The sequence below is a fragment of the Streptomyces sp. MB09-02B genome (genome assembly GCF_033794485.1).
In the GTDB taxonomy this organism is placed as follows: domain Bacteria; phylum Actinomycetota; class Actinomycetes; order Streptomycetales; family Streptomycetaceae; genus Streptomyces.
Window position 1 is genome coordinate 1 of sequence record NZ_JARGEE010000042.1, and the last position, 24965, is coordinate 24965.

The 24965-nt window shown below is 70.5% G+C and carries 24 protein-coding genes and 1 pseudogene; 3 read left to right on the forward strand and 22 right to left on the reverse strand.

Annotated elements, in window-relative coordinates:
* The 16 genes and pseudogenes from P1P70_RS09170 to proS all read right to left on the reverse strand — a co-directional run.
* Positions 1-381 (reverse strand): annotated as a pseudogene (locus P1P70_RS09170) (hypothetical protein); the annotation flags it as partial.
* Positions 381-2003, reverse strand: a complete 1623-nt coding sequence (locus P1P70_RS09175) for a YifB family Mg chelatase-like AAA ATPase (RefSeq protein WP_319236083.1) — start codon at positions 2001-2003, stop codon at positions 381-383. The pseudogene P1P70_RS09170 and the gene P1P70_RS09175, both read right to left, overlap by 1 nt.
* Positions 2003-2440, reverse strand: coding sequence for a YraN family protein (locus tag P1P70_RS09180; RefSeq protein WP_319236085.1), 438 nt, complete (start codon positions 2438-2440; stop codon positions 2003-2005). The genes P1P70_RS09175 and P1P70_RS09180 overlap by 1 nt, the downstream gene beginning before the upstream one ends.
* A 140-nt stretch (positions 2441-2580) precedes the next feature.
* Positions 2581-2889, reverse strand: coding sequence for a DUF2469 domain-containing protein (locus P1P70_RS09185; RefSeq protein WP_005311352.1), 309 nt, complete (start codon positions 2887-2889; stop codon positions 2581-2583).
* Between the two features lie 56 nt (positions 2890-2945).
* The gene (locus P1P70_RS09190; protein WP_319236087.1) at positions 2946-3494 is read right to left on the reverse strand and encodes an NUDIX hydrolase; all 549 of its coding nucleotides are present in this window, start codon (positions 3492-3494) and stop codon (positions 2946-2948) included.
* 25 nt (positions 3495-3519) lie between these two features.
* Positions 3520-4266, reverse strand: coding sequence for a signal peptidase I (gene lepB / locus P1P70_RS09195; protein ID WP_319236090.1), 747 nt, complete (start codon positions 4264-4266; stop codon positions 3520-3522).
* Positions 4267-4346: 80 nt separating this feature from the next.
* On the reverse strand, positions 4347-5249 hold the full coding sequence (lepB, locus tag P1P70_RS09200; protein ID WP_319236092.1) for a signal peptidase I: 903 nt from the start codon (positions 5247-5249) through the stop codon (positions 4347-4349).
* The gene (lepB, locus tag P1P70_RS09205; RefSeq protein ID WP_319236094.1) at positions 5215-6354 is read right to left on the reverse strand and encodes a signal peptidase I; all 1140 of its coding nucleotides are present in this window, start codon (positions 6352-6354) and stop codon (positions 5215-5217) included. Before lepB (P1P70_RS09205) ends, lepB (P1P70_RS09200) begins: the two co-directional genes overlap by 35 nt.
* Positions 6347-7075 (reverse strand): signal peptidase I, encoded by a 729-nt coding sequence (gene lepB, locus P1P70_RS09210; protein WP_319236096.1) that lies wholly within the window; start codon positions 7073-7075, stop codon positions 6347-6349. The genes lepB (P1P70_RS09205) and lepB (P1P70_RS09210) overlap by 8 nt, the downstream gene beginning before the upstream one ends.
* A 57-nt stretch (positions 7076-7132) precedes the next feature.
* On the reverse strand, positions 7133-7483 hold the full coding sequence (gene rplS / locus P1P70_RS09215) for a 50S ribosomal protein L19 (protein WP_033526928.1): 351 nt from the start codon (positions 7481-7483) through the stop codon (positions 7133-7135).
* A gap of 134 nt (positions 7484-7617) precedes the next feature.
* Positions 7618-8451 carry a tRNA (guanosine(37)-N1)-methyltransferase TrmD gene (gene trmD, locus P1P70_RS09220; RefSeq protein WP_319236098.1) on the reverse strand — a complete coding sequence of 278 codons (834 nt, stop codon included), beginning with the start codon at positions 8449-8451 and terminating at the stop codon, positions 7618-7620.
* Entirely contained in the window at positions 8451-9020 is a 570-nt protein-coding gene (rimM, locus tag P1P70_RS09225; RefSeq protein ID WP_319236100.1) for a ribosome maturation factor RimM, read from the reverse strand. Before rimM ends, trmD begins: the two co-directional genes overlap by 1 nt.
* Positions 9021-9139: 119 nt before the next feature.
* Entirely contained in the window at positions 9140-9379 is a 240-nt protein-coding gene (locus tag P1P70_RS09230) for an RNA-binding protein (protein ID WP_033526925.1), read from the reverse strand.
* A gap of 2 nt (positions 9380-9381) precedes the next feature.
* Positions 9382-9801, reverse strand: a complete 420-nt coding sequence (gene rpsP / locus P1P70_RS09235; protein ID WP_033526924.1) for a 30S ribosomal protein S16 — start codon at positions 9799-9801, stop codon at positions 9382-9384.
* 364 nt (positions 9802-10165) lie between these two features.
* On the reverse strand, positions 10166-10762 hold the full coding sequence (locus tag P1P70_RS09240) for a hypothetical protein (protein ID WP_033526923.1): 597 nt from the start codon (positions 10760-10762) through the stop codon (positions 10166-10168).
* A 260-nt stretch (positions 10763-11022) separates the two neighbouring features.
* Positions 11023-12438 (reverse strand): proline--tRNA ligase, encoded by a 1416-nt coding sequence (gene proS, locus P1P70_RS09245; protein WP_319236101.1) that lies wholly within the window; start codon positions 12436-12438, stop codon positions 11023-11025.
* A gap of 202 nt (positions 12439-12640) precedes the next feature.
* Here proS and P1P70_RS09250 point away from each other — a divergent pair, with 202 nt between their 5' ends.
* A complete protein-coding gene (locus P1P70_RS09250; protein ID WP_413471443.1) occupies positions 12641-13501 on the forward strand; it encodes an SAM-dependent methyltransferase in 861 nt (286 codons plus the stop codon).
* Positions 13502-13782: 281 nt separating this feature from the next.
* Here the strand turns inward: P1P70_RS09250 and ffh are convergent, their stop codons facing one another.
* The 5 genes from ffh to P1P70_RS09275 form a co-directional block, all read right to left on the reverse strand.
* Positions 13783-15333 (reverse strand): signal recognition particle protein, encoded by a 1551-nt coding sequence (gene ffh / locus P1P70_RS09255; RefSeq protein ID WP_319108964.1) that lies wholly within the window; start codon positions 15331-15333, stop codon positions 13783-13785.
* 148 nt (positions 15334-15481) lie between these two features.
* Positions 15482-17941 carry a [protein-PII] uridylyltransferase gene (locus P1P70_RS09260; protein WP_319236103.1) on the reverse strand — a complete coding sequence of 820 codons (2460 nt, stop codon included), beginning with the start codon at positions 17939-17941 and terminating at the stop codon, positions 15482-15484.
* A 26-nt stretch (positions 17942-17967) separates the two neighbouring features.
* Positions 17968-18306, reverse strand: a complete 339-nt coding sequence (locus P1P70_RS09265; RefSeq protein WP_003997576.1) for a P-II family nitrogen regulator — start codon at positions 18304-18306, stop codon at positions 17968-17970.
* On the reverse strand, positions 18303-19595 hold the full coding sequence (locus P1P70_RS09270) for an ammonium transporter (RefSeq protein ID WP_319236104.1): 1293 nt from the start codon (positions 19593-19595) through the stop codon (positions 18303-18305). The genes P1P70_RS09265 and P1P70_RS09270 overlap by 4 nt, the downstream gene beginning before the upstream one ends.
* A gap of 398 nt (positions 19596-19993) precedes the next feature.
* Positions 19994-21469, reverse strand: a complete 1476-nt coding sequence (locus P1P70_RS09275; RefSeq protein WP_319236105.1) for a hypothetical protein — start codon at positions 21467-21469, stop codon at positions 19994-19996.
* A 426-nt stretch (positions 21470-21895) separates the two neighbouring features.
* Here P1P70_RS09275 and P1P70_RS09280 point away from each other — a divergent pair, with 426 nt between their 5' ends.
* Positions 21896-22552 carry a bifunctional DNA primase/polymerase gene (locus tag P1P70_RS09280; RefSeq protein ID WP_319236107.1) on the forward strand — a complete coding sequence of 219 codons (657 nt, stop codon included), beginning with the start codon at positions 21896-21898 and terminating at the stop codon, positions 22550-22552.
* A 104-nt stretch (positions 22553-22656) separates the two neighbouring features.
* On the opposite strand, the gene ftsY is transcribed toward P1P70_RS09280, so the two are convergent.
* Positions 22657-23856 (reverse strand): signal recognition particle-docking protein FtsY, encoded by a 1200-nt coding sequence (ftsY, locus tag P1P70_RS09285; protein WP_319236109.1) that lies wholly within the window; start codon positions 23854-23856, stop codon positions 22657-22659.
* A gap of 134 nt (positions 23857-23990) precedes the next feature.
* Between ftsY and P1P70_RS09290 the strand changes: the two genes are divergently transcribed.
* Complete coding sequence (locus tag P1P70_RS09290) at positions 23991-24962, forward strand: LLM class flavin-dependent oxidoreductase (protein ID WP_319236111.1); 972 nt, start codon at positions 23991-23993, stop codon at positions 24960-24962.
* Positions 24963-24965 lie beyond the last annotated feature (3 nt).

The window sequence follows — 24965 nt, forward strand, 5'->3', positions numbered from 1 at the left end:
GAGTTCGCCGAGTCGGTCGGCTGCGGGGCGCTCAACGCCCTGTACGGCAACCGCGTCGCCGGTGTGGATCCGGCCGAACAGGACGCCCTGGCCCTGCACCACCTGGTTCTTGACGCTCGGGTCGCCGACAGGATCGGCGCGTCCGGCTCGGGCGAGCAAACCCGCCCACCGCTTCTCGGAAGCCTCCGGCAGCGGCCGCCCGCCCCCGGAGACCCTCCGTACCACTTCCCGGGCCCCGAACTCCCGCAGCCATCGCCCGCCGAGTTCGTCACCGGGTTCCAGGACACGGGCCAGAAAGGCCCGGTCGAGCCGCTCGCCGTCGGGTACCCCTCCGCCGCCCGTCAATGGCACACCGGCCGATGCACCACACCCGTCGGGCATCACGTCAGCGCGCCGATCGCCATCGGGACCCCACGCGGGACTCCGGTACGCAGTTGCAGGCCCAGGTTGACGTCCGTCGCGTCGGGGCGGTCATGGCCGACGAGGTCCGCGATGGTCCAGGCCACCCGGAGCACCCGGTCCAGACCGCGCGCGGTCAGCACACCCCGCTCCAGGCACCGCTCGGCCTCGTCCATCGCGCCTGGGGCCGCGTACCACCGGCTGCGGAGGTCGCGCCCCGGCACTTCACTGTTCGTCCGCCAGGGTGTGCCTCGCAGACGTTCGGCCGCTCGTTCCCTCGCGGAGCGCACACGGTCCGCCACCGTCGCCGTGGACTCGCCCCGGGTCCCACGCCTGGTGAGCTCGGTCCGGGTGACCCGGTCGACCTCGACTCGCAGGTCGACCCTGTCCAGCAGCGGCCCGGAAAGGCGGGCCTGATAGCGGCGGATCGACGCGGGCGGGCACTCGCAGAGGTCGTCCGCCCGCGAGAACCGGCCACAGGGGCAGGGATTCGCGGCAAGGACCATCAGGAACTTCGCCGGGAACCTGACCACTCCCGCGCTGCGCGCGATGACGACATGCCCCGCCTCCAGCGGCTGCCGCAGGGCGTCCAGGGCCTGACCGCTGAACTCAGGAGTCTCGTCGAGGAAAAGCACCCCGCGGTGGGCGAGAGAGACCGCTCCCGGGCGGGCGATCCCCTGGCCGCCGCCGACCAGGGACTGCATCGTGGCCGAGTGGTGGGGGGCACAGTAGGGCGCGTCGTCGACCAGGGGCTTCCCGGCAGGCAGCAGACCGGCGATCGAGTGGACCGCCGTGACTTCCAGCGAGTCCTCCCGGGTCAGCTTCGGCAGGATGGTCGGCAGCCGCTCGGCGAGCATCGTCTTGCCCGCCCCCGGCGGGCCTTCCAGGAAGAGGTGGTGCCCACCTGCCGCGGCGACCTCCACGGCGGTCCGAGCCGCGAGCTGACCGACGACATCGGCCAGGTCATGGCCCTGGTCCTGCTGCGCGGCCCCCGCCGTGTGCACCCCGGTGGCCGCCCCCGCGCCCGGCAGCCGGAGCCCCGCCATGAGTGGGTCCGGGCGTCCCTCGTCGGGCTCCTCGTCCGGCACGGGTTCGTCCGCGAGCACGGCGATCAGTTGCCGCAGGGTGCGCACACCCAGTACCGAGACACCAGGCACCAGTGAAGCCTCTGCCGCTGCGCATTCCGGCACCACCACCTGCTCGTATCCGGCCTCGGCGGCGGCCAGGACCGCGGGCAGGATGCCCCGGACCGGCCGGACCCGGCCGTCGAGTCCGAGCTCCCCGATCATCACGATGTCGGAGAGCACCCTCGGATCGATCCGCTCGGAGGCCCCCAGCACCGCACAGGCCACCGCCAGGTCGAAGCCACTGCCCGCCTTCGGCACCGATGCCGGACTGAGCCCCACCGTCAACTTCTTCTGCGGCCATTCGGCGCCCGAGTTGACCACCGCCGCCCTGACCCGATCCTTGCTCTCCGTCAGGCTCTTGTCCGGCAGCCCCACCAGCGTGAAGGCCGCCACGCCCGGTTCCAGGTCGGCCTGGACCTCGACGACGACCCCCTCGACACCGACGAGGGCCACGGAGCACGTGCGGGCGAATCCCATCAGACCACCCCCCGGACGTGCTCCACGACGGGGGCGCCGCGGTCGGGGAGGACGACGCCGACGACGTCGATGCGGACCCCGCCCGGCGGGCTCCCCCCGTGTTCTTGGAGCCAGCGTTCGGCCAGGCCGCGCAGCCGTTCGGCCTTGGTCGTCGTGACGGCCGCCATGGGGTGTTCGAAGGGGCCGGCCCTGCGGGTCTTCACCTCGCAGACGACCAGGGCGTCCCCGTCCCGCGCCACGATGTCGATCTCGCCGGACCGCCCGCCACGCCAGTTGCGCTCCAGGACCGTCATCCCGGCCGCGATCAGCCGCCGTGCGGCCAGCTCCTCGCCGTACTTGCCGAGCGCGCCCCGGGCCTTGTTGCCTCGGGTCCCGTCGTCTCGCGCGTCGCCTCGTGCATCGCTTCGGCGCGCATCGCCGCCTCGTGCCTTGCTCATGTCGGCACCACCTCCGGCGCCAACACTGAGGGCAGCCCAGCCCGCTATTGGATCTTGGTGGACAAACAGCCGATTGTGGATATCTTCATCACCCACACGAACGAAAAGCGCTCGGGCTTTCCGACTGCCCTCCGCTGCCCTCAGCTGCCCGGCAACTCCAGATCGCTCTTGTTCAGCTCCTCGATGTTCACGTCCTTGAACGTGAGCACCCGCACCTGCTTCACGAACCGAGCGGGCCGGTACATGTCCCACACCCAGGCGTCTGCCATCGACACCTCGAAGAACACCTCACCCTGGACCGAGTGCACCTGCATCTCATAGTCGTTGGTGAGATAAAAACGCCGCTCGGTCTCGATCACGTATTTGAACAGACCGACGACATCGCGGTACTCCCGGTAGAGCTTCAGCTCCATCTCGGTCTCGTACTTCTCGAGGTCCTCGGCGCTCATGGCATGTTCCCCTTCAGCCGTGCGATCCCACCATTGTGCGCCAGTCCCGCGAGCCTCTAGACGATTTCGGTGTCGAGGACCACGGGTCTGGCAGGGGGACCCTCGTCGAGCAGTGTGCGAAGCAGTTCGGCGAGTCTGGTCGGATACACCGTCTCATGCGTCCGTGCCAGTTCCTCGCACGTCCACCAGCGCGCTCCGGCCACACTGCGCCGTTCCAGCTCCGTGAGGCCCGTCGCGACGGGCGCCGCCCGGTGCGTATACGGGGTCCGGGCGAGGTAGTACCACTCGTCCTGGTCCCAGCGGCGTCCAGCGAAGGGGAAGGAGCACCTGCGCCACCAGAGCACGGGGCCGAGCTCCACGTCCGTGATCCCGGTCTCCTCGACGAGTTCCCGCAGGGCGGCCTCCTCGCGGGTCTCCGTGCCCTCCACACCGCCGCCGGGCGTGAACCACCAGTCGTCGGCCGGATCGTCCGGCTCGTGCCCGTGCAGCAGCAGGATGCGCTCCTGCGGATCCAGCAGGATCACCCGGGCCACCTTGCGCAGCCCACCCTCGTAGGTGTCCCCGTACGAGCCCCCGGACGTGCCGTCGGCGCCTTCAGGCGACACCGGCCGGCTCCGACCGCTGGCACCCTCAGGCGACACCGGCCGGCTCCGACCGCGTCGTACGGCCGCGTCCGCCGAGCCGCTTGGCGACGGGCCCGTAGGCCGCGCCGCCCAGCACGAGCGCCATGCCCACGACCAACGCGGCGGTGATCAGCCGCAGCGGACCGGGAGAGGAGAGCGCGCCCAGCTTCTCGAAGCCCGTGGGGCGGGCCAGCATGCCGTCCATGGGCCAGACGACGGCGTCCACGCGCGCGTCCACGTGGTTGCGCGGCACCGTGCCGTTGCCCGCCTCCGTGAGGTGGGCGGTGGAGTCCAGGGAGCCGCTGCGCTCGTCACCGAGAAGGAACAGCCGGCCCTTGGGGACGGTGATCTCCGGGATGCCGGTCAGCTCGGCCTGCTGGCCCTCGGGGAGGTAGCCCTCGTCGATCTGCTTGCCGTTGACGGTCAGCTTGCCGTCGGTGCAGCAGGCGACCGTGTCACCGCCCACCGCGACGACGCGCTTCACCATGGGGGCGTTTCCCCAGGTCTCCTGCCGGAAGACCACGACGTCGCCGCGCTTGATCTCGGAGCCGTCCACCCGCTCGGCGAGTATGCGGTCCCCGGAGGTGATGGTGGGGGACATCGAGTCGGTGGGCACGGTGTAGGGCGCGTAGGCGACCGCGCCCCAGAGGAAGCCGCCCAGGAAGAGCACACAGCCGAGGGCCACGGCCAGTCCCGACAGCTTGCTGCCGAGCCGCCCGCGGCCCTCGTCCGTACGACTTGTCGTCCCGCTCATCCCAGTGCTCCCCCAGGTCGGAGAATCGACCGTCCGGGCCCCGAGCGGGCCACGGAAGATCGGCGATCTGGGACGGCACCCTACCCGGCGGTACCCGTGCCAGAAACCCTCGGGCTTTCGGTGGCCAGAAGGCGGCGCCGACGCCACAGCACCAGCGGCACCGCGCCCGCGAGGCCGAGCGCGCCGGGGGCGGCGGCGCTCAGGTTCTGGTCGAAGGTGTCGGGAACCGGCAGCGTGGACCAGCGCGTGGGCGGCCAGGCGACCACGATGGCGCGGCCCACGACCTGGCTCACGGGGACCATGCCCTTGTTGCTGTCGTTCTGGTGGTAGCGGGAGTCCAGCGAGTTCTGTCGGTGGTCACCCATGACCCAGATTTTGCCCTCGGGCACCTTCACCTTGAACTGGCCGCCGGTGTCGTCGACCGTGCAGGGAGTGTTGTTCGGGTACACGTAGGGCTCGTTCAGCGCCTTGCCGTTGACCTTGAGCGGGCCGGTGCCCTTGCACTCCACGGTGTCGCCGGCCACGCCGACGACCCGCTTGATGAGGTCCTTCTCCTCGGCGGACGGCATCAGGCCGATCCAGCCGAGGACCCGCTGCACGGCGTTGGGCTCCAGGGTGGGCTCGCCCTTCAGCCAGCCGTCCGGGTCGTGGAAGACGACTACCTCGCCGCGCTCGGGTTCCGAACCGAACCACGGGGTGAGCTTGTCGACCAGGACCCGGTCGCCCTCCTGCAGCGTGTTCTGCATCGAGTCGGAGGGGATGGAGAACGCCTGCACCAGGAACGTCTTGATCAGCAGGGCCAGGACCAGCGCGATACCGATCAGGATCGGCAGTTCCTTCCAGAAGGAGCGCTGCTTCTTCCTGGGCCGCTCGTTCTGGTCGCCGTCGCCGTCGTCGGCCGAGGTCCGGGCGCCGTTCTCGCCGTCCATTGCGTCGCCGTCCGGGGACTCACTCCCGGAACCGACGGGACCTTCGGAATTCACGGCGTTCTCCACGTCCTCCACGTTCTCCGCGGCCGGGGAAGCCGCCTCGTCGGACCGCTCCGGCCGTTCTTCGGAACCACCGTGTCCCGACCGTGCGCCGACCGCCAAATCCCCCACATCCACTCCTCACTCCGTACCGCCGCCCGCGCCACAGCCGGTGCAGGCCCACCACTCCCATAACGAGCGGGAGTTCCGCAGGGGTCGGGAGGGGGATCAATCCGTTTCGATCCGCGGGGGCCACCCTATGCGAAGCGCCGAGGGCGATGGTCGACCCGCTCGGCACGGCGGAGAACGTGTCAGGCTCCTCCAACTGCCCCCAGTGGCCCACCGGCCAGGCGATGACGACGGCCCGGCCGACGACGGAGGCCTCCGGCACCGTACCGCCGAACTGGGCCGTCTTCGAATCGTCGGACTGATGGGCGCGCGAGTCGGCGGAGTTCTCCCGGTGGTCGCCCATCACCCAGAGGCGGCCCTGCGGCACGGTCACCTCGAACCGCTGGGTCGAGGGCTGGTTGCCGGGGTGGATGTACGCCGTCTCGTCCAGGGGCATGCCGTTGACGGTGACGCGGCCCTGGGTGTCACAGCACTTGACGGTGTCACCGCCGACCGCGACGACGCGCTTGATCAGGTCCTTCTCGTCGTCGGAGGGGAGAAGGCCGATGAACTGCAGGCCTTCCTTTATCTGCTTGATGACGATCGGGTCCTCGGCGCTGACCGTCGTCTGCTCGTCCTCCAGCCAGCCTCCCGGGTCCTTGAAGACGACGACGTCCCCTCGGGTGGGTTTGGAGCCGAACCAGGGCGTGAGTTTGTCGACCAGGACCCGGTCGCCGATCTGGATCGTCTGCTCCATGGAGCCCGACGGGATCACGAACGCCTGGACGAGGAAGGTCTTCAGGACGAGGGCTATGAGGACGGCGACACCGACGAGGAGCGGGATCTCCTTGACCGCGGAGCGCCGTCTGCGTCGCTTGATCTTGCGGGCGAGCCTGCGCCGCTCCACCCGGCTCGGCCGGGCGGCACCCCCGGACCGCCGGGTGCCGGTGGGCAGCAGATTGTCGGCTGCGCTACTGGGAGCGGCACCGCGGGGTTTGCCCCGGTTACCCATGCGCACCGCCGGCGGCGGGCACGCGCGCGTACGCGTCGGGGCGGTCCAGACGCGTCCAGTGGTCGGCGGGCCAGGCGATCCACTCGGCCCGGCCGATCACAGAGCCGAGCGGGACCATGCCGCCGCCGGGGGATCCCAGATGGTCACGGGAGTCACTGGAGTCACTGCGGTGGTCGCCGAGGAGGAACAGTCTGCCCTCGGGGACGACCACGTCGAAGGGGACGTTCGACGGGCTGTCGCCCGGGTACAGAAACGACGACTCGTCGACCCACCGGCCGTTCACCTCAAGCCTCCCCTCCTGGTCGCAGCAGACCACCCGGTCTCCCCCCACGCCGACAACGCGCTTGACGTAGTCGGCGTTCCCGAAGTAGCCGGTGCCGTCGAACACGACGACGTCACCGCGCTGCGGCTCAGATCCGAAACGGTACGCCAACTTATTTACGAGAACGCGGTCCCCGATCCTCAATGAGCCGGCCATGGAGCTGCTGGGAATCTGGAACGGCTGCATCACGAAGTTGCTGAAGAGCGCCAGAAAAAGCAGGCAGATCAGCACGGTCAGGGTGTATCTCCCACCCGGCACCCACGCACTGGTGCGGTCCACCCATGCGAAACGCGACCGCTCCTCCGACCCTCCTGTGTCGGAGATCTCCTCGGAGACCTCGACGCCGGAAGGGCGGGGGGAACGGTCGCGCTCCATGTGCTGCTGTGCTTCGGTGTCCATCGGGGCCAGATGGTATCCGGCCCCGGTGTGACGACCTCTTGTGACTCGAACGCGCGATCAGTTGTCGCGCTTCTCCTTGATCTTCGCCGCCTTGCCGCGCAGCTCGCGCAGGTAGTACAGCTTTGCGCGACGGACGTCACCGCGGGTGACGAGCTCGATCTTCTCGACGATCGGGGTGTGCACCGGGAAGGTGCGCTCGACGCCGACGGAGAACGAGACCTTGCGGACCGTGAAGGTCTCGCGGACACCGGCGCCCTGGCGACGGATGACCACGCCCTTGAACTGCTGCACACGGGAGCGGTTGCCCTCGATGACGCGCACGTGGACGTTGACGGTGTCACCCGGGCGGAAGGCCGGGATGTCGCTCCGCAGCGACGCGGAGTCGAGGGAGTCGAGCAGGTGAGACATTTCGTCTGCTTTCTTCGCCCATGCCACAGGTCATAGGCGGGAGCTAGGTGTTACGAGAGGATGCTGTCCGGGTCGGGGCGGGCGTCGTGTCCCCCTGTGGCAGGGGCGCGCGCCGGACGACGCACAACAGCGGCCTATTGTTCCACGCCCTCCGGCCGCCGCCAAAATCGGCCGTACGGTTCGCCCTCCGGATCCGGGGCCCAGCCCAGGATGGAGAGCATCTCGCGGTCCTTCTTGTCGAAGGCCTTGGGGTCGCAGCGCTCGATGAGGTCGGGCCGGTTGGCGGCCGTACGCCTCAGCGCCTCGTCCCGCCGCCAGCGCGCGATCCTGCCGTGGTGGCCGCTGAGCAGCACCTCGGGGATGTCCCGGCCGCGCCACTCGGGGGGCTTGGTGTAGACCGGCCCCTCCAGGAGGTTGGCCATGGCGCCGGGCGCGAAGGAGTCGTCGCGGTGGGACTCGGCGTTGCCGAGGACGCCGGGCAGCAGCCGCGCCACGGCCTCGGTGACGACGAGGACGGCCGCCTCGCCGCCGGCGAGGACGTAGTCGCCGATGGAGACCTCGTACACCGGCATGCGGGTGGCGTACTCGTCGATCACGCGCCGGTCGATGCCCTCGTAGCGCGCCGGCGTGAAGACCAACCAGGGGCGCTCGGAGAGTTCGACGGCGAGCGCCTGGGTGAAGGGGCGGCCGCTCGGGGTGGGGACGATGAGCGCGGGCCGGGCGGATCCCGCCTCGTACCCCTGGGCCAGCACGTCGTCGAGGGCGTCGCCCCAGGGGTCGGTCTTCATGACCATGCCGGGGCCGCCGCCGTACGGGGTGTCGTCGACCGTGTTGTGCCGGTCGTACGTCCATTCCCGCAGGTCGTGGACGTGCACATCCAGCTGCCCGCGCGCGCGGGCCTTGCCGACGAGGGAGACGTTCAGGGGTTCGAGGTACTCGGGGAAGATCGTGACGACGTCGAGGCGCATCAGGCCTTGTCCTCCGAGTCCGCCGAATCCTCGGCGTCCCGCGAGGAGGCGATCTCGGCCTGGTCGTCGATCAGACCGGGCGGCGGGTCGATGACCGCCTTCTGCTCCTCCAGGTCGATCTCGGTGACGATCTCCCCGACGAACGGGATCATCACCTCGCTCCCGTCGGGCCGTTCGACGATGAACAGGTCCTGGGAGGGCAGATGTGAGATCTCGGTGATCCGGCCGACCTCGACCCCGTCCTTGGTGACCACGTCCAGGTCCATCAGCTGGTGGTCGTAGTACTCGTCCTCTTCCTCCGGCAGCTCCTCCGGGTCCACCTCGGCGATCAGCAGGGTGTTGCGAAGGGCCTCGGCGGCGTTGCGGTCCCGGACGCCCTCGAAGCGCAGGAGCAGCCGGCCGCTGTGGACGCGGCCGGTCTCGATGGTGAGGGGCCCCGTCGAGGCGGGGTCCGTGAGCAGGACGGCGCCGGGGCCGAGCCGGAGTTCCGGTTCGTCGGTGCGGACCTCGACGGTGACCTCGCCCTTGATGCCGTGGGCGCGGCCGATCCGTGCGACTACGAGCTGCACTGTGCTCGATCTCCTGTCATACAACTCATACAACGCATACGACTCTTACCACGCATACGACTACGGGCCGGGGACGGCCCAGTGGCCCTCCCCGGCCCGAGCCGGTGCTGCGATGTTCGTCAGCGGACGTGGTCCACGTCGACGAGGTCGACGCGGACACCGCGGCCGCCGATGGCGCCCACGACGGTACGCAGGGCGCGGGCGGTACGGCCGTTACGGCCGATCACCTTGCCGAGGTCGTCGGGGTGGACCCGGACCTCGAGTACCCGCCCGCGGCGCAGGTTGCGGGAAGCGACCTGCACGTCGTCGGGGTAGTCGACGATGCCCTTGACGAGGTGCTCGAGAGCCTCCTCGAGCATGCTCAGGCCTCGGTCGACTCGGACTCGGCGGCAGCCTCGTCCTTCTTCTCGGCCTTCTTCTTCTGGGTGATCGCCTCACCCTTGCCCTCGTCGTCGCCGCCCAGGGCCTCGAACGACGGGCGGGAGGACTTCGGCTGAGCCACGAGGAGCGGCGCCGGAGCGGGCTCGCCCTTGAACTTCTGCCAGTCGCCGGTCTTCTTCAGGATGGCGAGCACGGGCTCGGTCGGCTGCGCGCCGACACCCAGCCAGTACGCGACGCGCTCCTCGTCGACCTCGATGACCGACGGGTGGTACGTCGGGTGGTACTTGCCGATCTCCTCGATCGCACGACCGTCACGACGGGTGCGGGAGTCGGCGACGACGATGCGGTAGTGAGGCGAACGGATCTTGCCCAGACGCTTCAGCTTGATCTTGACTGCCACGGGAGTGGGTTCTCCTGGATTTGACGTGGTTGGGCACGGCGAGAAAGCCGCGTGGGGTTGCGGTACCCGAGTGCCCGATGGACGCGTCAGCCGGAGGAGAGAGGGGTCCTGTGCGACTGTCGAGTACAGCTAGCCATTGTGCCACACGCCGGGGTTCCCCTCTGACCGGGTCCGCGCGCGGTCATGCCGAAGCGGCACCCGGCGCCAGGGACTCGTTCACCGGGTGCCGCCCGCATCCACCCGTGCCACGTCCAGCGGCACGACTGCCCGCGGCAAGGGCGGACCACTGACCGACCGCGAAACCGATACGGCTGCCACGAGCAGCCGCCAGTTCAGCTCGCTGTCTTCTCGGCTCGCCCTCGCCTCACGCCGCGCCCACGACCTCCGGGATCCGGAAGGGCTTGCCGCAGCCGCCGCAGACGATGGGGGCCTGGGCGAGTACGGACGGGACGACGCGGACGTTGCGGCCGCAGTCGCAGACGGCCTTGACGCGGACCCCGCCACCGGAGGAGCCGTGCCGGGCGGCCGGGCCCCGGAAACTGCGGGCCGTGTCCGCGGAGGTCGCCGCTGTGTGGGCCTTGAGCGCGCGCTGCAGTCTGTCGATGGTCGGGCGGTAGCGACGCTTGGCCTCGGGGTTCAGCGTGACCAGCGAGAAACCGCTGCTGGGATGCGGTTCCTCGGGGTGGTCGAGGCCGAGCTCCTCGGCGATCGCGAGGAATCTGCGGTTGTGGTACCGGCCGGCGCGTGAGGTGTCGCGGACCCCACGCGCGGCGGCGATGCCATGGACTGCCTCATGGAGCAGTCGCTCGAAGGAGAGTTCGTGCCCGCAAGCGGACGACGACTCTCCGATCAGGGACTCGGGAGCGGCAAGATCCGGCAGCTCGGGGTGGTGCCGTTGAATGTCGGCCCACGCCTGTGCCAGTTCTGCGGCGAGAACAGGTGGTGTCTGTGTCGTGCTCACGTAATGACAACGAGCCTGAGTGCCCCTGTGTTCCGATTCCGGGCCATCCCAAATAATTTGCACGTACCCGTCAGTTGCCACTAGTGCGTCCTGACGAGGGCGGGTGCGCTGATCTGCGGAGAAGGCTCGCAGCTCGCCACAAGGCGGTACGTAGTCCCCCGTACGCCCCGGCGCGTAGACGAGGTCCGCGCGCCGGGGCCCCTGGGTTCGGCAGATGCGCAAGGGACGTTTCGGTCGCTCTCCCGGCGGAACGGGGTGCTCTAGTAAGCGCGCGCTACGACGGCGACGTTACCGGGTGCGTCGTAGGAGTCGGGCACCGACCCGTCCTCGGCGACCAGACACCTTACGGTCACCGCGTGCTCCCCGAGCCGGTTCTCGCCGTCCTCGCCCAGCGTCGACCAGGGGATCCGCGCCCAGCCGCCGGCCGTGGCCGCCTCGATCGCCTCGTCGAGCGTGGCCACCTCGGTGGTCCGGGACTCGCGCCGCTCGCGTGACTGCCGCAGCAGCAGCGCCTGGTCCTCCTCCAGGACGGTGGGGAGCAGGTGCGCGAGCGAGTCGAGGGCGACCGGCTCCTTGCCGCCCGGGATGCGGCGGGCGAGCATCGCGGTGCCGTTCTCCAGGTCACGGGGGCCGACCTCGATGCGTACGGGAACGCCCTTCAGCTCCCAGTCGACGGCCCGACGGCCGAACGGGACGTCCGTGCGGTCGTCCACCTGGACGCGGACACCCGCCGCCTTCAGCCGCGCTCCGATGTCGCGGACCTTGGCCAGAACCGCGTCGTCACCCTTGATCGCGACGACTACGGCCTGAACCTGGGCCAGCCGGGGCGGAACGCGGAGGCCGTGGTCGTCGCCGTGCATCATCACCAGGGCGCCGATCATGCGGGTGGTGGATCCCCAGGAGGTCTGCCAGACGAGTTCCTGTGTGCCGTCCTTCGACAGGTACCGGGTGTTGAAGGCCCTGGCGAAGTTCTGGCCGAGTTCGTGGCTGGTGGCCATCTGCAGGGCCTTGCCGTCGCCCATCATGCCTTCGAGCGTGAGGGTGTTGATCGCGCCGGCGAAGCGCTCCTTGACCGTCTTGCGGCCCGGGACGACGTCCATCGCGAGGACGTTCACCATGAAGTCCTCGTAGACCTCCCGGTGGATGTGCGCGGCGAAGTCGCGCGCCTCCTCGTACGTCGCGTGCGCCGTGTGGCCCTCCTGCCAGAGGAATTCGCTCGTGCGGAGGAAGAGACGGGGACGCAGCTCCCAACGGACCACGTTGGCCCACTGGTTGATCAGCAGCGGCAGGTCACGGTAGCTCTGCACCCACTTCGAGAAGTACTCGTTGATGATCATCTCGGAGGTGGGGCGGACCACGGCGGGCTCTTCGAGTTCCTTGCCGCCGCCGTGCGTCACGACGGCCAGCTCGGGCGCGAAGCCCTCGACGTGCTCGGCCTCGCGGGTGAGGTACGACTGCGGGATCAAGAGCGGGAAGTACGCGTTCTGCGTCCCCGTCTCCTTGATCCGGGCGTCCATCTCCTGCTGCATCCGCTCCCACAGCCCGTAGCCGTACGGTCGGATGACCATGGTGCCGCGCACCGGACCGTTGTCCGCCAGCTCGGCCTTGGTGATCAGATCCTGGTACCAGCGCGGGAAGTCGTCCGCGCGGGACGTGAGTACGGGTGCCTTTGCCATGGCGGAATGGTACGGGGGCATATTGCGACGATGTGAATTCTTTTTTCCTTCCCTGGACAGTTCACAGAACGGTGTCCGAGACCCCTGGACGACTCGCCGGGTGCGGAGTTACCTGGCATACGGGGGGAGTGCGAGCGCGCACTGCCACGGGGGCCAGGAAATCCGGCAACGGCAACTCACGGCGGATTGGGGCGCTTTCGATATGACACCTACGCTCGTGCGGCAGCAACTGCCTCGCGCGGGGACCGCACCCCGCGTGGACCGGTGTGCACGCGCGCGTGACTGGGCGGAGATCCAGGAACGGATGCTGGTACCGCTGTACGAGGCCGTGTACCGGCGGCTCGACGTCGGTACCGGTACGCGACTGCTCGGCCTCGGCTGCGGGTCGGGGCTCGCGCTGCTGATGGCGGCGGGGCGGGGAGCCGCGGTCACCGGCGTCGACTCGGCGGCGCCGGAGAGAGCGGTACTGGCGCGGGAGCGGCTGCGGCCGGAGCCCTGGGTCACGCGCGCGTGCCCCGGCGCCCGGGTCGTCGGAGGTGACCCCGAGGACGTGGCCCGCGCGCCCGGCGAACCGCTCTACAACCTGGTGACCGCCTTCGAGCCGATCGGCTGCCTGGCCGGCGACTCCGAGGGTCTCGGTGAACTGCTCGCCGCGGCCACCCCGCTCGCGGAACGCGGCACCCCCGTCGTCCTCGCCGGCTGGGGTCCCCCGGAGCGCTGCACCACGTCCGGCGTGCTCCGCGTCGCCACGAAGCTCGCCGATCCCCTGCGCAGCGCCGGCAGCTGGCGCCCGGCGCTGCGGGACGACCTGGAGGAGGTCGCCCAGCGGGCCGGCCTGAAGCCGGACGGCTCCGGACGCGTGGCCTGCCCCTTCGGGTATGCCAACGTGGACAACGCCGTACGGGGGCTGCTGTCGACCGGCCTGTTCGACGCGGCGATCGGGGCCACCGACCAGGAGCAGGTGGACAAGGAGCTGACCGAGGCATTGCATCCGCACCGCCGCCGGGACGGGACGGTCTGGATGCCGAACGTGTTCCGCTACCTGATCGCGCGGACGCCCTGAGGAGGTCTTCGCGGCATCTTCCGACGCGGGTGTGAACGGTGTTGTGAATGGCGTGAAGAAAGCGGGCGGGTGGCGCTTTCTCTTGGGCAAGTGCCGTGCCATGCGCCTAACCTGACGCATCGTCCAGGGGAACAACACATCCGCGTACGGGAGTTGCCAGCGGGAGCACCACGAGCGATACCACACCCTGCCGTCACGCACACGGCACCCGGCGCCGCGCGCCCGGCCACACCCCCCGGCCGGTCACGCGGCGTCCGCCGTTGGTCCCCGCGGAACTGCGGTCAGCCCATGAACTTCTTGAACTCGTCCGGCAGTTCGAAGTCCTGAGGGGTCTGCTGGCCCGGCAGGCCGAGGGCGCCGCCCTGGGCCGCGGCGGCCCGGCGCGCGGCCTCCTCCTGCTCCTGCTGCTTGCGCTTCATCGGGTTGCCCGAGCGCTGCTTGCCCTTGGCCTGCTTGGGCTGCTTCTTGCTCCGGCCGGGACCGCCACCCATGCCGGGCATACCCGGCATCCCGGGCATGCCGCCGCCCTGGGCCATGCGGGACATCATCTTGCGGGCCTCGAAGAACCGCTCGACGAGGTTCTTCACCGCGCTGACCTCGACACCGGAGCCCTTGGCGATACGGGCGCGGCGCGAGCCGTTGATGATCGTCGGCTCCTGGCGCTCGGCCGGGGTCATCGACTTGATGATCGCGGCCGTGCGGTCGACGTCGCGCTCGTCGATGTTGTTGATCTGGTCCTTGATCTGCCCCATGCCGGGCAGCATGCCGAGCAGCTTGCTGATGCTGCCCATCTTCCTGACCTGCTCCATCTGGGCCAGGAAGTCGTCGAGCGTGAAGTCCTGCCCCTTCTTGGACGCCAGCTTGGAGGCCATCTTGGCGGCCTCTTCCTGGCTGAAGGTCTTCTCCGCCTGCTCGATCAGGGTGAGCAGGTCACCCATGTCGAGGATGCGGGAGGCCATCCGGTCCGGGTGGAACGCGTCGAACTCGTCGAGCTTCTCGCCGTTCGACGCGAACATGATCGGCTTGCCGGTGACCGAGGCGATCGACAGGGCGGCACCACCGCGGGCGTCGCCGTCGAGCTTGGAGAGAACGACGCCGTCGAAGCCGACGCCGTCGCGGAAGGCCTCCGCCGTGTTGACGGCGTCCTGACCGATCATCGCGTCGACGACGAAGAGGATCTCGTCCGGGGAGACCGCGTCCCGGATGTCGGCGGCCTGCTGCATCATCTCCTGGTCGATGCCCAGGCGGCCCGCGGTGTCGACGACCACGATGTCGTGGACCTTCGACTTCGCGAACTCGATGGAGTCCTTGGCGACCTTGACCGGGTCGCCCACGCCGTTACCCGGCTCGGGGGCGTAGACCGCGACGCCGGCGCGCTCGGCGACCACGCTGAGCTGGTTCACGGCGTTCGGGCGCTGAAGGTCACAGGCGACGAGGAGCGGCGAGTGGCCCTGCTCCTTCAGCCAGCGGCCCAGCTTGCCCGCGAGGGTCGTCTTACCGGCACCCTGGAGACCCGCGAGCATGATCACGGTCGGCGGCTGCTTGGCGAAGCGCAGACGGCGGGTCTCGCCGCCGAGGATGCCGACCAGCTCCTCGTTGACGATCTTGAGGACCTGCTGGGCGGGGTTGAGCGCCTTGGAGACCTCGGCGCCGAGCGCGCGCTCCTTGACGTTCTTGATGAAAGCCCGGACGACCGGAAGCGCGACGTCCGCCTCCAGGAGCGCGATGCGGATCTCGCGCGCCGTGGCGTCGATGTCCGCCTCGGAGAGGCGCCCCTTGCCGCGCAGGTTCTTGAAAGTCGCTGAGAGGCGATCGGAGAGCGTATCGAACACGGCGGTGTCGGTCCTCGGAGTCGGGGGCAGTGTGGGCTGCCCTCCAGGGTATCTGTCTGGGTGTGGTCGGGTCTCCACCCCTGTGGACAACGGTGACGGAGCCCGACCGCTTCGGGTACGGAACCGGACGGCCCCGTACCCGACCTGCTCAGCCGCGCAGGGCCTCCTCCAGCTTCCGCGCCACCGAGACCGCCTCGTCGCCCGGCAGCGGTGCTCCCTCCGGCCCCGTGACGTAGAAGGCGTCCACGGCGTTGGCGCCCAGCGTGCTGACGTGCGCGCTGCGCACGCGTACGTGCGCGTCCTCCAACGCCCGCCCGATCCGGTGCAGCAACCCGGGCGCGTCCTGGGCGCGGACCTCGATGACCGTGGCGTGCCGTGAGGCCGCCGCGGCCACCGTGACGCGCGGCGGAGGCGCGACCACGCCGCGCCGCCGGGGGTAGGCCGCGTCCCGCTCGGCCAGCCGTCCGGCGATGTCCAGGGAGCCGTCCAGTGCCCGTACGAGGTCGGAGCGGAGCCGGGCGGCCTGCGGCAGGGAGCCGTACTCGGCGGCCACCCGCCAGTTCAACAGCAGGACCGAGCCCTCGACGCCGTCCGGGAGGTCGAAGGTCCCCAGCTCGGCCGTGCGCACGGTGAGCCGGTGCATGGCGAGCACACCGGCGACGGCGGGCAGGACACCCGCCTGGTCGGGCACGGCGATGAGGAGTTCCACGCCGAGCGGCTCGGGATCGGCCTTCTCGTCCTTCTCCTCGGTGGCGACGACGGTCTCGTCCGGCCGCGCGCGCAGCGACAGCACCGGCCCGCCCGTGCGGAACGCCTCGATGGCGAGCCGCTCCTGCTCGGCGCTGGTCTCGCCGGGCTCCGGCTCCTCCGGCTCGTCGCCGGCGAACAGCGCGTCGACCCGCTGGACCAGTTCGGTCACGAGCGAGGCCCGCCACGACGACCAGGCGGCGGGCCCGGTGGCCAGCGCGTCCGCCTCGGTCAGCGCGTGCAGCAGTTCGAGCGTGCCCGGCGATCCGACGGCGTCGGCCACCGAACGGACGGTGGCCGGGTCCTCCAGGTCACGCCGGGTGGCCGTGTCGACGAGAAGCAGATGGTGGCGTACGAGGGTGGAGAGGACCGCCACGTCCTCGCGGTCGAAGCCGATCCTGGCGGCCACGTCCTTGACGATGATCTCGCCCGCGACGGAGTGGTCGCCGGGCCAGCCCTTGCCGATGTCGTGCAGCAGCGCGGCGACGAGCAGCAGGTCGGGCCGATGCACCCGGCGGGTCATCTCGGAGGCCTGGACCGCGGTCTCGATGAGGTGCCGGTCGACGGTCCAGATGTGCACGGCGTTGCGCTGCGGCCGGCAGCGCACCCGCTCCCAGTCGGGCAGCAGGTGGGTGATCAGGCCTTCGGCCTCCAGCGCCTCCCAGACATCGACGGTCGGACGCCCGGAGCCCAGCAGGGTGACGAGTTGCTCGCGCGCCTCCGCCGGCCAGGGCGTCGGCAGCGGCCGGGCGGTGGCCGCGAGGCGGCGTACGGCGTGCAGGGACAGCGGCAGTCCGGCCTGGGCGGCAGCGGCGGCGGCGCGCAGGGGCAGCACCGGATCCCGCTCGGGCCGGGCGGCGCGCGCGAGCACGACCTCGCCGTCCTGCTCGACCACGCCCTCGGCCAGCGGCGACCGCTCGGGAGCGGGCTTCCCGCCGCCCAGCATGGCGCGCAGCCGGGGTCGCACGGCGCGCGACCGCAGCACGCGCCCCACTTCACGCCAGGTCACATCGCTGGCGTACGAGATGACCCGCGCCGCCTCGTACACCTGGCGCAGCAGGGTGTCGGCGTCCAGGAGCCCCAGCTCGGCGGCGACCTGGTCCTGTTCCTGGAGCGCGAGCCGGTCGGTCGCGCGCCCGGTGGCGAGATGGAGCGCGTCCCGTACGTCGAGGAGGCGGCGCCGTGCGTCGGCGAGCCCCTCGCGCGGGGCGTCCGCGAGCCAGGAGGCGGCGACGGCGCGCAGGGCGGTGGCGTCGCGCAGCCCGCCGCGCGCCTCCTTGAGGTCGGGTTCCAGCAGGTACTGCAGCTCGCCCTGCCGCTCGGCCCGTTCGGCGCACAGCTCCTGGAGCTCCGGGAGGCGTTTGGGCGCCTGGTTGCGCCAGTCGGCGAGGACGGAGGTCCGCAGCCCGGCGGTCAGGCCCAGGTCACCGGCGATGTGGCGGGCGTCCAGCAGCCCGAGGTGCACCTTGAGGTCCTCGCCGGCCGTCTTGCGGGCTTCGGCGGGGGTGCGCACGGAGTGGTCGAGGGCCAGTCCCAGGTCCCAGACGGGGTACCAGATGCGGTCGGCCAGGGCGGCCACCGCCGCGTCGTCGGACCCGTCGTGCAGGAGCAGCAGATCCAGGTCGCTGCGGGGCGACAGCTCGCCGCGCCCGTATCCCCCGACGGCCACGAGGGAGACCCCGCGCGGCTCGGCGGTCCCCGCTCCGAAGAGGCCGGCCAGCCAGTCGTCGGTCAGCTCGGACAGGGCCGAACGGCGCGGCGGCCCGGACTGCGCCTCCTCCTGGAGGAGGCGCAGCCGGGCCGCCGCATAGCCGCTGGGTCCCGAGTCCTCTGCATCCGTACGTACGTCCGTACTCGTCACCCAGTGACTCCTGTTCTTCTCTTCGGTCAGAGCGCGTCCGGGCCGCGCTCGCCGGTCCGGACCCGTACGGCCGTCTCGACCGGGAGGGACCAGACCTTGCCGTCACCGATCTTGCCGGTGCGGGCGGCCTTGACGATGACGTCGATCAGCTGTTCGGCGTCGTCGTCCTCGGCCAGAACCTCGATCCGGATCTTGGGAACCAGGTCGACCGTGTACTCGGCGCCGCGGTACACCTCGGTGTGTCCCCGCTGCCGACCGTACCCACTGGCCTCGGTCACCGTAAGTCCGTGCACCCCGAAGGCCTGCAGGGCTTCCTTGATCTCGTCGAGCCGGTGCGGCTTGACGACCGCGGTGATCAGCTTCATGCCTCGACCTTCTTGCTCTCAGTGGCGGCAGCGACGCTGCTCGTGGTGCTGGCGGAGATGTGCGAACCGGCGGCCGAGCTGAAGTCGTACGCGGTCTCGGCGTGCAGGGCCTGGTCGACACCGGTGACCTCGTCCTCCTCGGACGCCCGGAAGCCGATCGTCTTCTGGATGGCGAAGGCGATGAGCCAGGTCACCACGAAGGTGTAGCCCATGACGGAGAAGGCGCCGGTGGCCTGCTTGCCGAACTGGTCCCAGCCGCCTGCCTCGGTGGCGAGGAAGCCGACCATCAGGGTGCCGATGACACCGCCGACCAGGTGGACGCCGACGACGTCGAGGGAGTCGTCGTAGCCGAGCTTGTACTTGAGGCTGACGGCCCAGGAGCAGACAGCGCCGGCGACGACACCGATCAGGATGGCGCCGAAGGCGTTGACGTGACCGCCGGACGGGGTGATCGCGACGAGGCCCGCGACGGCGCCGGAGCAGGCACCGAGGGTGGTGAACGCGCCGTGGCGGATGCGCTCGTAGATCAGCCAGCCGATGATGGCCGCGGCAGTGGCGATCTGCGTGTTGATGGCCATCCGGGCGGTGGTGCCGTCGACACCGAGCCAGGAGCCGGCGTTGAAGCCGAACCAGCCGAACCAGAGCAGGGCGGTGCCGATCAGGACCAGCGGCAGGCTGTGCGGCCGCATCGGGTCCTTCTTGAAGCCGATCCGCTTGCCCACGACGAGGACCGCGGCGAGCGCGCCGATACCGGCGTTGATGTGGACCGCCGTACCACCGGCGAAGTCGATGACGCCCATGTCGAAGAGCCAGCCGCCCGGCGCCCAGACCCAGTGCGCGACCGGGAAGTACGCGAGGGTGACCCAGAGCGCGACGAAGATCATCCAGGCGCTGAACTTGACGCGGTCGGCGAGCGCGCCGCTCATCAGGGCCGGGGTGATCACCGCGAACAGCATCTGGAAGAGGATGAACGAGAACGCGGCGATCTGGTGCGGTTCGCCCTTGGCGTTGGTGACGAAGCTGTCGACGGTGCTCGTGACGTCGATGCCCTTGAGACCGATGGCGTCGAGGTTGCCGATGAAGTGGCCGATGTCACCGCTGAACGCGAGCGAGTAGCCGTACAGCACCCACAGGATGCTGACGATGCCCAGTGAGATGAAGGACATCATCAGCATGTTCAGCACGCTCTTGGCACGGACCATGCCGCCGTAGAAGAGCGCCAGGCCCGGCGTCATCACCATGACGAGCGCCGCACTGATCAATACGAATCCGGTATCTGTGCCGTTCAATGCCGGTATCTCCTCGTGGTCGGAACGGCCCGTGCGGATGCTGAAGCTGGGGAGCTATCGGGGAGGGCCGACTGTGCTGAGGAGACTGACGCAGCACCGTTTCGCCGGGAGTTTGGAAATGTTTCCCGGAGGTGACGAAGGCACCCATCACGTTACAGACAGGTGAAACGTGAATCGCGGAGGGATGCATCCCGTGTGGGGCCCAGGCTCTGTGGGGCCCTCGGCGGATAACGGTTTCGTATCCGATGGAACTTCCGAGGGAATCTTTGGTGCGACGCCCCGAGCGGACCGGCCGCGGCAGACCATCCGATGACCTGGCATGGGGGAGCCGAGTCGGGCAGTTCGGGATGGCCGGCCGCGGTCGGCGTGGAGGGGGCCCGGCGGTGCGCCGGGCCGGGTCAGACCGCTTCGGCGGTCTCGGGGAGGTGGACGGCGAGCTGGTCGGTGAGGTCCACGACCTCGGCGAGACCACCGAAATCGCGTACGGCCGTGTCGACGGTCTTGCGGATACGGGTGTTGACGCGCTCGGAGCGGACCTTGCGCGCGACGTCCATGGCCTCCTTGGCCATGCAGGCGCCCTGCTCGGGCTCACGCTGGAGCAGGTGCACGGTGGCCATGCCGATGAGGTTCAGCGCGTACGACCGCTGGTGTTCGGTGTCCGTGGCGAAGAGGTCGACGGCCCGGCGCATCACGGGCTCGGCCAGCGAGGCGTACGTGGGGCTGCGGCCGGCGACATAGGCGAGGTCGCGGTAGGAGTGGCTGTTCTCGCCGTGCAGTTCGGCCTCGTTGAAGAAGCGGATCCAGTCAGGATCCGGGTCGTCCCACTCCTCGGCGTCCGCGAAGACGTCCTCGGCCATCCGCACGGCCCGTTTGCACTTCCCGGGCTGGCCCATGTTGGCGTAGGCGCGGGCCTCCATCGCATACAGCATCGACTGGGTGCGCGGGCTCGCGCAGTCACGGCTGCCGTACTGGGCGAGATGGATCAGTTCGAGCGCGTCGTCGGGGCGGCCGAGGTGGATCATCTGCCGGCTCATGCTGGACAGGACATACGAGCCGAGGGGCTTGTCGCCGGCCTCCTTGGCCGCGTGCAGGGCGAGGACGAAGTACTTCTGGGCGGTGGGCTGCAGGCCGATGTCGTAGCTCATCCAGCCGGCCAGCTCGGCCAGTTCGGCGGCGACCTTGAACAGTCGCCGGGTGGTGGCCTCGGGCTGCGGCTCCTGGAGGAGGTCGGTCACCTCGTGCAGCTGGCCGACGACCGCCTTGCGGCGCAGACCGCCGCCGCACTGGGCGTCCCACTGCCGGAACATCACCGTGGTGGATTCCAGGAGGTCCAGCTCCGGCTGGGAGAGCCGGCCGACGCGGCGCGCGGCGGGCGACGGCTCGGGCTCCGCGCGCGGGGCGGGCGGCGAGGGGACGAGCCACCGCTGCATCGGCTCGATGAGGGCCGGGCCCGCGGAGAGGGCGAGCGAGCTCCCGAGGAAGCCGCGCCGCGCCAGCATCAGGTCGCTGCGCGAGAACTCGCTGATCAGCGCCACGGTCTGCGGGCCCGTCCAGGGCAGGTCGACACCGGAGACGGACGGGGACCGGTGCGCCGCGCGCAGGCCCAGGTCCTCCACGGCGACGACACAGCCGAACCGCTCGGAGAACAGCTCGGACAGGATCCGCGGGATCGGCTCGCGCGGGTTCTCCCCGTCGAGCCACCGGCGCACGCGGGAGGTGTCGGTGGAGATGTGGTTGGCGCCGAGCTGGCGGGCCCGGCGGTTCACCTGCCGGGCGAGCTCGCCCTTGGACCATCCGCTGCGGACGAACCACGAAGTGAGCAGTTCGTTCGGGCGCTTCTCAGCGTTCGTGCCGCTTCCGCCGTTGCCGCCCACTGGAACGCCCCCATCCCTGAAACCACCTGTGCGCTGTGTGCGCCAAGCCCTACCAGAATGCCGGTTACCGCGCCGTACGTCCGACCCCCGTCACCCATCGAACGGAAAGACGACTTGCCTCCGGCATACCCACGAGCGCATGCATCCCCAGACCCCGTGCACTCAAAGTAATCCTACGATCACGCGTCCGGCCACGGCGATTCCAGAAACGCCACCATTCGCCACCCCTTCGAATGAACTAACGGTGGCCCGTCCGCGATTCACTTGACACATGACGGTCCGGAGTGGGCGGAGCGATGCATTCAGGGGCGCGCGTCGGCGACCGCACCACCCGGGGTGCGGTAGCGCGCCGCCCGCGCGGAAGCAGAGCGTCGCATTCCGACTCCGTCGCGTAACCACCCGCGCGCTGGACCCGTTGGAGGGGGCATGGGCTTCACGATCGGCGGCATCCGGGAGATGCGCTCCGGCACGCGTCGACGCGGCCGTTCCTCGGAGTGCACGGCCGTGGCCGAGTTCACCGGCCTCTGGGGATGGGACGTCGTCCCCGGCGCACGGACGGCCTCGGGTGCGTGCTCGTGCGGCAGGACCACCTGCCCCGCGCCCGGCGCACACCCCCTCGGCTTCGCGCCGCCCGTCCGCGCCGGAGCGACGCTCGACGAGGTGACCGAGGCCTGGGCCGAGTTCCCCGGCGCCTCCGTGATGCTGCCGGTGGGACGGTCCTTCGACGTGATCGAGGTCGCCGAGTCGGCCGGGCGGCACGCGCTGGTCCGCCTGGAACGCATGGGCCTCCCCCTCGGCCCCGTGATCGCCACCCCCGAGGGCCGCGCCCACTTCTTCGTCGCCCCCGACACCGCCGCCGAGCTGCCCTCCCTGCTCTACCGCATGGGCTGGGACGACCCCTCCGCCCTGGACCTGCGCGGCCTCGGCCCCGGCACCCACGTCACCGCCCCGCCGTCCGACCGCGGCGGCCTCGGCCCGGTCCGCTGGCTCCGCTCCCCCGCGCTCGACTCGGCGACCAGGCCACCGGCCGCGCGGCTGTTGCTGGGCACCCTGGCCTACGTGGCCCACCGGTCCCGGTCCTGACCCCGGCCCTCGTCCCTACACAGCGAAGCGCCCGTCCCCGACTGCACCTTGGGGGCGGGCGCTTCTCCATACCACCTACGGATGTTCGGAGGTGGTCCAGCCTGCTACTCGCCGATAAGCGCATCCACGAACGCTTCCGGCTCGAACGGCGCCAGGTCGTCCGCTCCCTCTCCCAGACCGACGAGCTTGACGGGCACACCCAGCTCGCGCTGCACGGCGATCACGATGCCGCCCTTGGCGGTGCCGTCCAGCTTGGTGAGGACGATGCCGGTGATGTCGACGACCTCCGCGAAGACCCGCGCCTGGACCAGACCGTTCTGACCGGTGGTGGCGTCGAGGACGAGGAGGATCTCGTCCAGCGGCGCGTGCTTCTCGACGACGCGCTTGACCTTGCCGAGCTCGTCCATCAGGCCGGTCTTGGTGTGCAGCCGGCCGGCGGTGTCGATGAGGACGACATCGGCGCCCTCCTCGATGCCCTCCTTCACGGCGTCGAAGGCGATGGACGCCGGGTCGCCGCCCTCGGGACCGCGCACGGTACGGGCACCGACGCGCTCGCCCCAGGTCTGGAGCTGGTCGGCGGCGGCTGCGCGGAAGGTGTCGGCGGCGCCGAGGACGACGTTCTTGCCGTCGGCGACGAGGACACGGGCGAGCTTGCCGGTGGTCGTGGTCTTGCCGGTGCCGTTGACGCCGACGACCATCACGATGCCCGGGGTGTCGAGCGGCGATTCGGTGTGGACCGCGCGGTCGAACTCCGGGACGAGGATCTTCAGCAGCTCCTCGCGCAGCAGGGTGCGCAGCTCCGCCGGAGTGCGGGTGCCGAGGACCTTCACGCGCTCACGCAGCCGTTCGACCAGCTCCTGGGTGGGCTGGACGCCGACGTCGGCGGTGAGCAGCGTGTCCTCGATCTCCTCCCAGGTGTCGTCGTCGAGGTGCTCGCGCGAGAGCAGCGTCAGCAGCCCCTTGCCCAGCGCGTTCTGCGAGCGGGAGAGCCGGGCGCGCAGCCGCACCAGTCGGCCGGCGGTCGGCTCGGGGATCTCGATCTCGGGGGCGGCGGGCGGTTCCTCGACGGCCACGGGCGCCGACGCCGAACCGTCCGGGAGATCCACCTCCTCGATCGTCCGGCGCGGTTCGTCGCGCGGTGTCTCGGCCTCGTCGCCGACATGCGGCTCGGCCGGAGGGGCGGTGATGTCGGGTGTCGTGGGGGGCGCCGGGGGCAGCGGCTTCTTCCTGCGGCTGCCTACGACGAGCCCGCCCAGCACGCCGAGCACGACCACGGCGATGACTACAGCAAGGATGAGTTCCATAACGGGACCAGTATGCGGGACCACCCCCCGAGGCGTTCGATCGCCGTACGGGGGGACACGGCCCTTCCGCACCCCTGGCTACCTGACGCACCGTCAGCTAACGTCCCCCATCACAGCCGCCCGAAGGGGGTCCCATGCCCGTCACGGTCGTCCGTTTCAACCTGGTCGAGCCCGGCGCCACGCCCGCCTCGCTCCGGGCCCGCTACCGGGCCGCCGTCGAGATGGCCGCGTACGCCGACGAGCAGGGCATCAGCACCGTGCAGACGGAGGAGCACCACGGGGTCGAGAACAACTGGCTGCCGTCGCCGTTCGTCTTCGCGGGGGCGGTGTTCGGAGCGACGCGGCGGATCGCCGTCACCGTGTCGGCGATGATCGGGCCGCTGCACGAACCGCTGCGGCTGGCGGAGGACATCGCCGTACTGGATCTGGTGAGCGGCGGGCGGCTGGTGACCGTGGCCGGGATCGGGTACCGGCCGGAGGAGTACGCGCAGTTCGACGTGGACTGGAAGGAGCGCGGCAGGCTCCAGGACGAGGTGCTGGAGACGCTGCTCCGGGCGTGGACGGGTGAGCCGTTCACCTACCAGGGGCGCACGGTCCGGGTCACCCCGCGTCCGGGCACCGAGCCGCACCCGCTGCTGCTGGTCGGCGGTTCCTCGAAGGCGGCGGCCCGCCGGGCGGCCCGCTTGGGGCTCCCCTTCTTCCCGAGCGCACATCTGCCGGAGCTGGAGTCGTACTACAAAGAGAGGCTCGTCGAGTACGGCACCGAGGGCTGGACGATGATGCCGGCCGCCGAGACGCCGCTGCTGCACGTGGCGGAGGATCCGGACCGGGCGTGGGCCGAGTACGGCGGGCACTTCCTGCACGAGGCCCGGACGTACGCCTCCTGGCAGTCGGCCGGCATCCGGTCGGCCGTGCGGTCGGGGGCGTCGACGGTGGCGGAGCTGCGCGCGGAGGGCGTGTACCGGATCGTCACACCGGACGAGTGCGTGGCGCTGGGCCTGGACAACTACGTGCTGCATCCGCTGGCCGGCGGGATGCCGGTCGAGGAGGGGTGGCGGGGCCTGCGCCTGTTTGCCGAGCGGGTGCTGCCGCGCCTCGCCGGGTGACGT

Coding starts and splice junctions, on each gene's coding strand:
- P1P70_RS09175 (WP_319236083.1), bottom strand. CDS start 2,003: ATGGGATTCGCCCGCACGTGCTCCGTGGCCCTCGTCGGTGTCGAGGGG.
- P1P70_RS09180 (WP_319236085.1), bottom strand. CDS start 2,440: ATGAGCAAGGCACGAGGCGGCGATGCGCGCCGAAGCGATGCACGAGGC.
- P1P70_RS09185 (WP_005311352.1), bottom strand. CDS start 2,889: ATGAGCGCCGAGGACCTCGAGAAGTACGAGACCGAGATGGAGCTGAAG.
- lepB (WP_319236090.1), bottom strand. CDS start 4,266: ATGAGCGGGACGACAAGTCGTACGGACGAGGGCCGCGGGCGGCTCGGC.
- lepB (WP_319236094.1), bottom strand. CDS start 6,354: ATGGGTAACCGGGGCAAACCCCGCGGTGCCGCTCCCAGTAGCGCAGCC.
- lepB (WP_319236096.1), bottom strand. CDS start 7,075: ATGGACACCGAAGCACAGCAGCACATGGAGCGCGACCGTTCCCCCCGC.
- rplS (WP_033526928.1), bottom strand. CDS start 7,483: ATGTCTCACCTGCTCGACTCCCTCGACTCCGCGTCGCTGCGGAGCGAC.
- trmD (WP_319236098.1), bottom strand. CDS start 8,451: ATGCGCCTCGACGTCGTCACGATCTTCCCCGAGTACCTCGAACCCCTG.
- P1P70_RS09230 (WP_033526925.1), bottom strand. CDS start 9,379: ATGCTCGAGGAGGCTCTCGAGCACCTCGTCAAGGGCATCGTCGACTAC.
- proS (WP_319236101.1), bottom strand. CDS start 12,438: ATGGCAAAGGCACCCGTACTCACGTCCCGCGCGGACGACTTCCCGCGC.
- P1P70_RS09250 (WP_413471443.1), top strand. CDS start 12,641: ATGACACCTACGCTCGTGCGGCAGCAACTGCCTCGCGCGGGGACCGCA.
- P1P70_RS09265 (WP_003997576.1), bottom strand. CDS start 18,306: ATGAAGCTGATCACCGCGGTCGTCAAGCCGCACCGGCTCGACGAGATC.
- P1P70_RS09280 (WP_319236107.1), top strand. CDS start 21,896: ATGGGCTTCACGATCGGCGGCATCCGGGAGATGCGCTCCGGCACGCGT.
- ftsY (WP_319236109.1), bottom strand. CDS start 23,856: ATGGAACTCATCCTTGCTGTAGTCATCGCCGTGGTCGTGCTCGGCGTG.
- P1P70_RS09290 (WP_319236111.1), top strand. CDS start 23,991: ATGCCCGTCACGGTCGTCCGTTTCAACCTGGTCGAGCCCGGCGCCACG.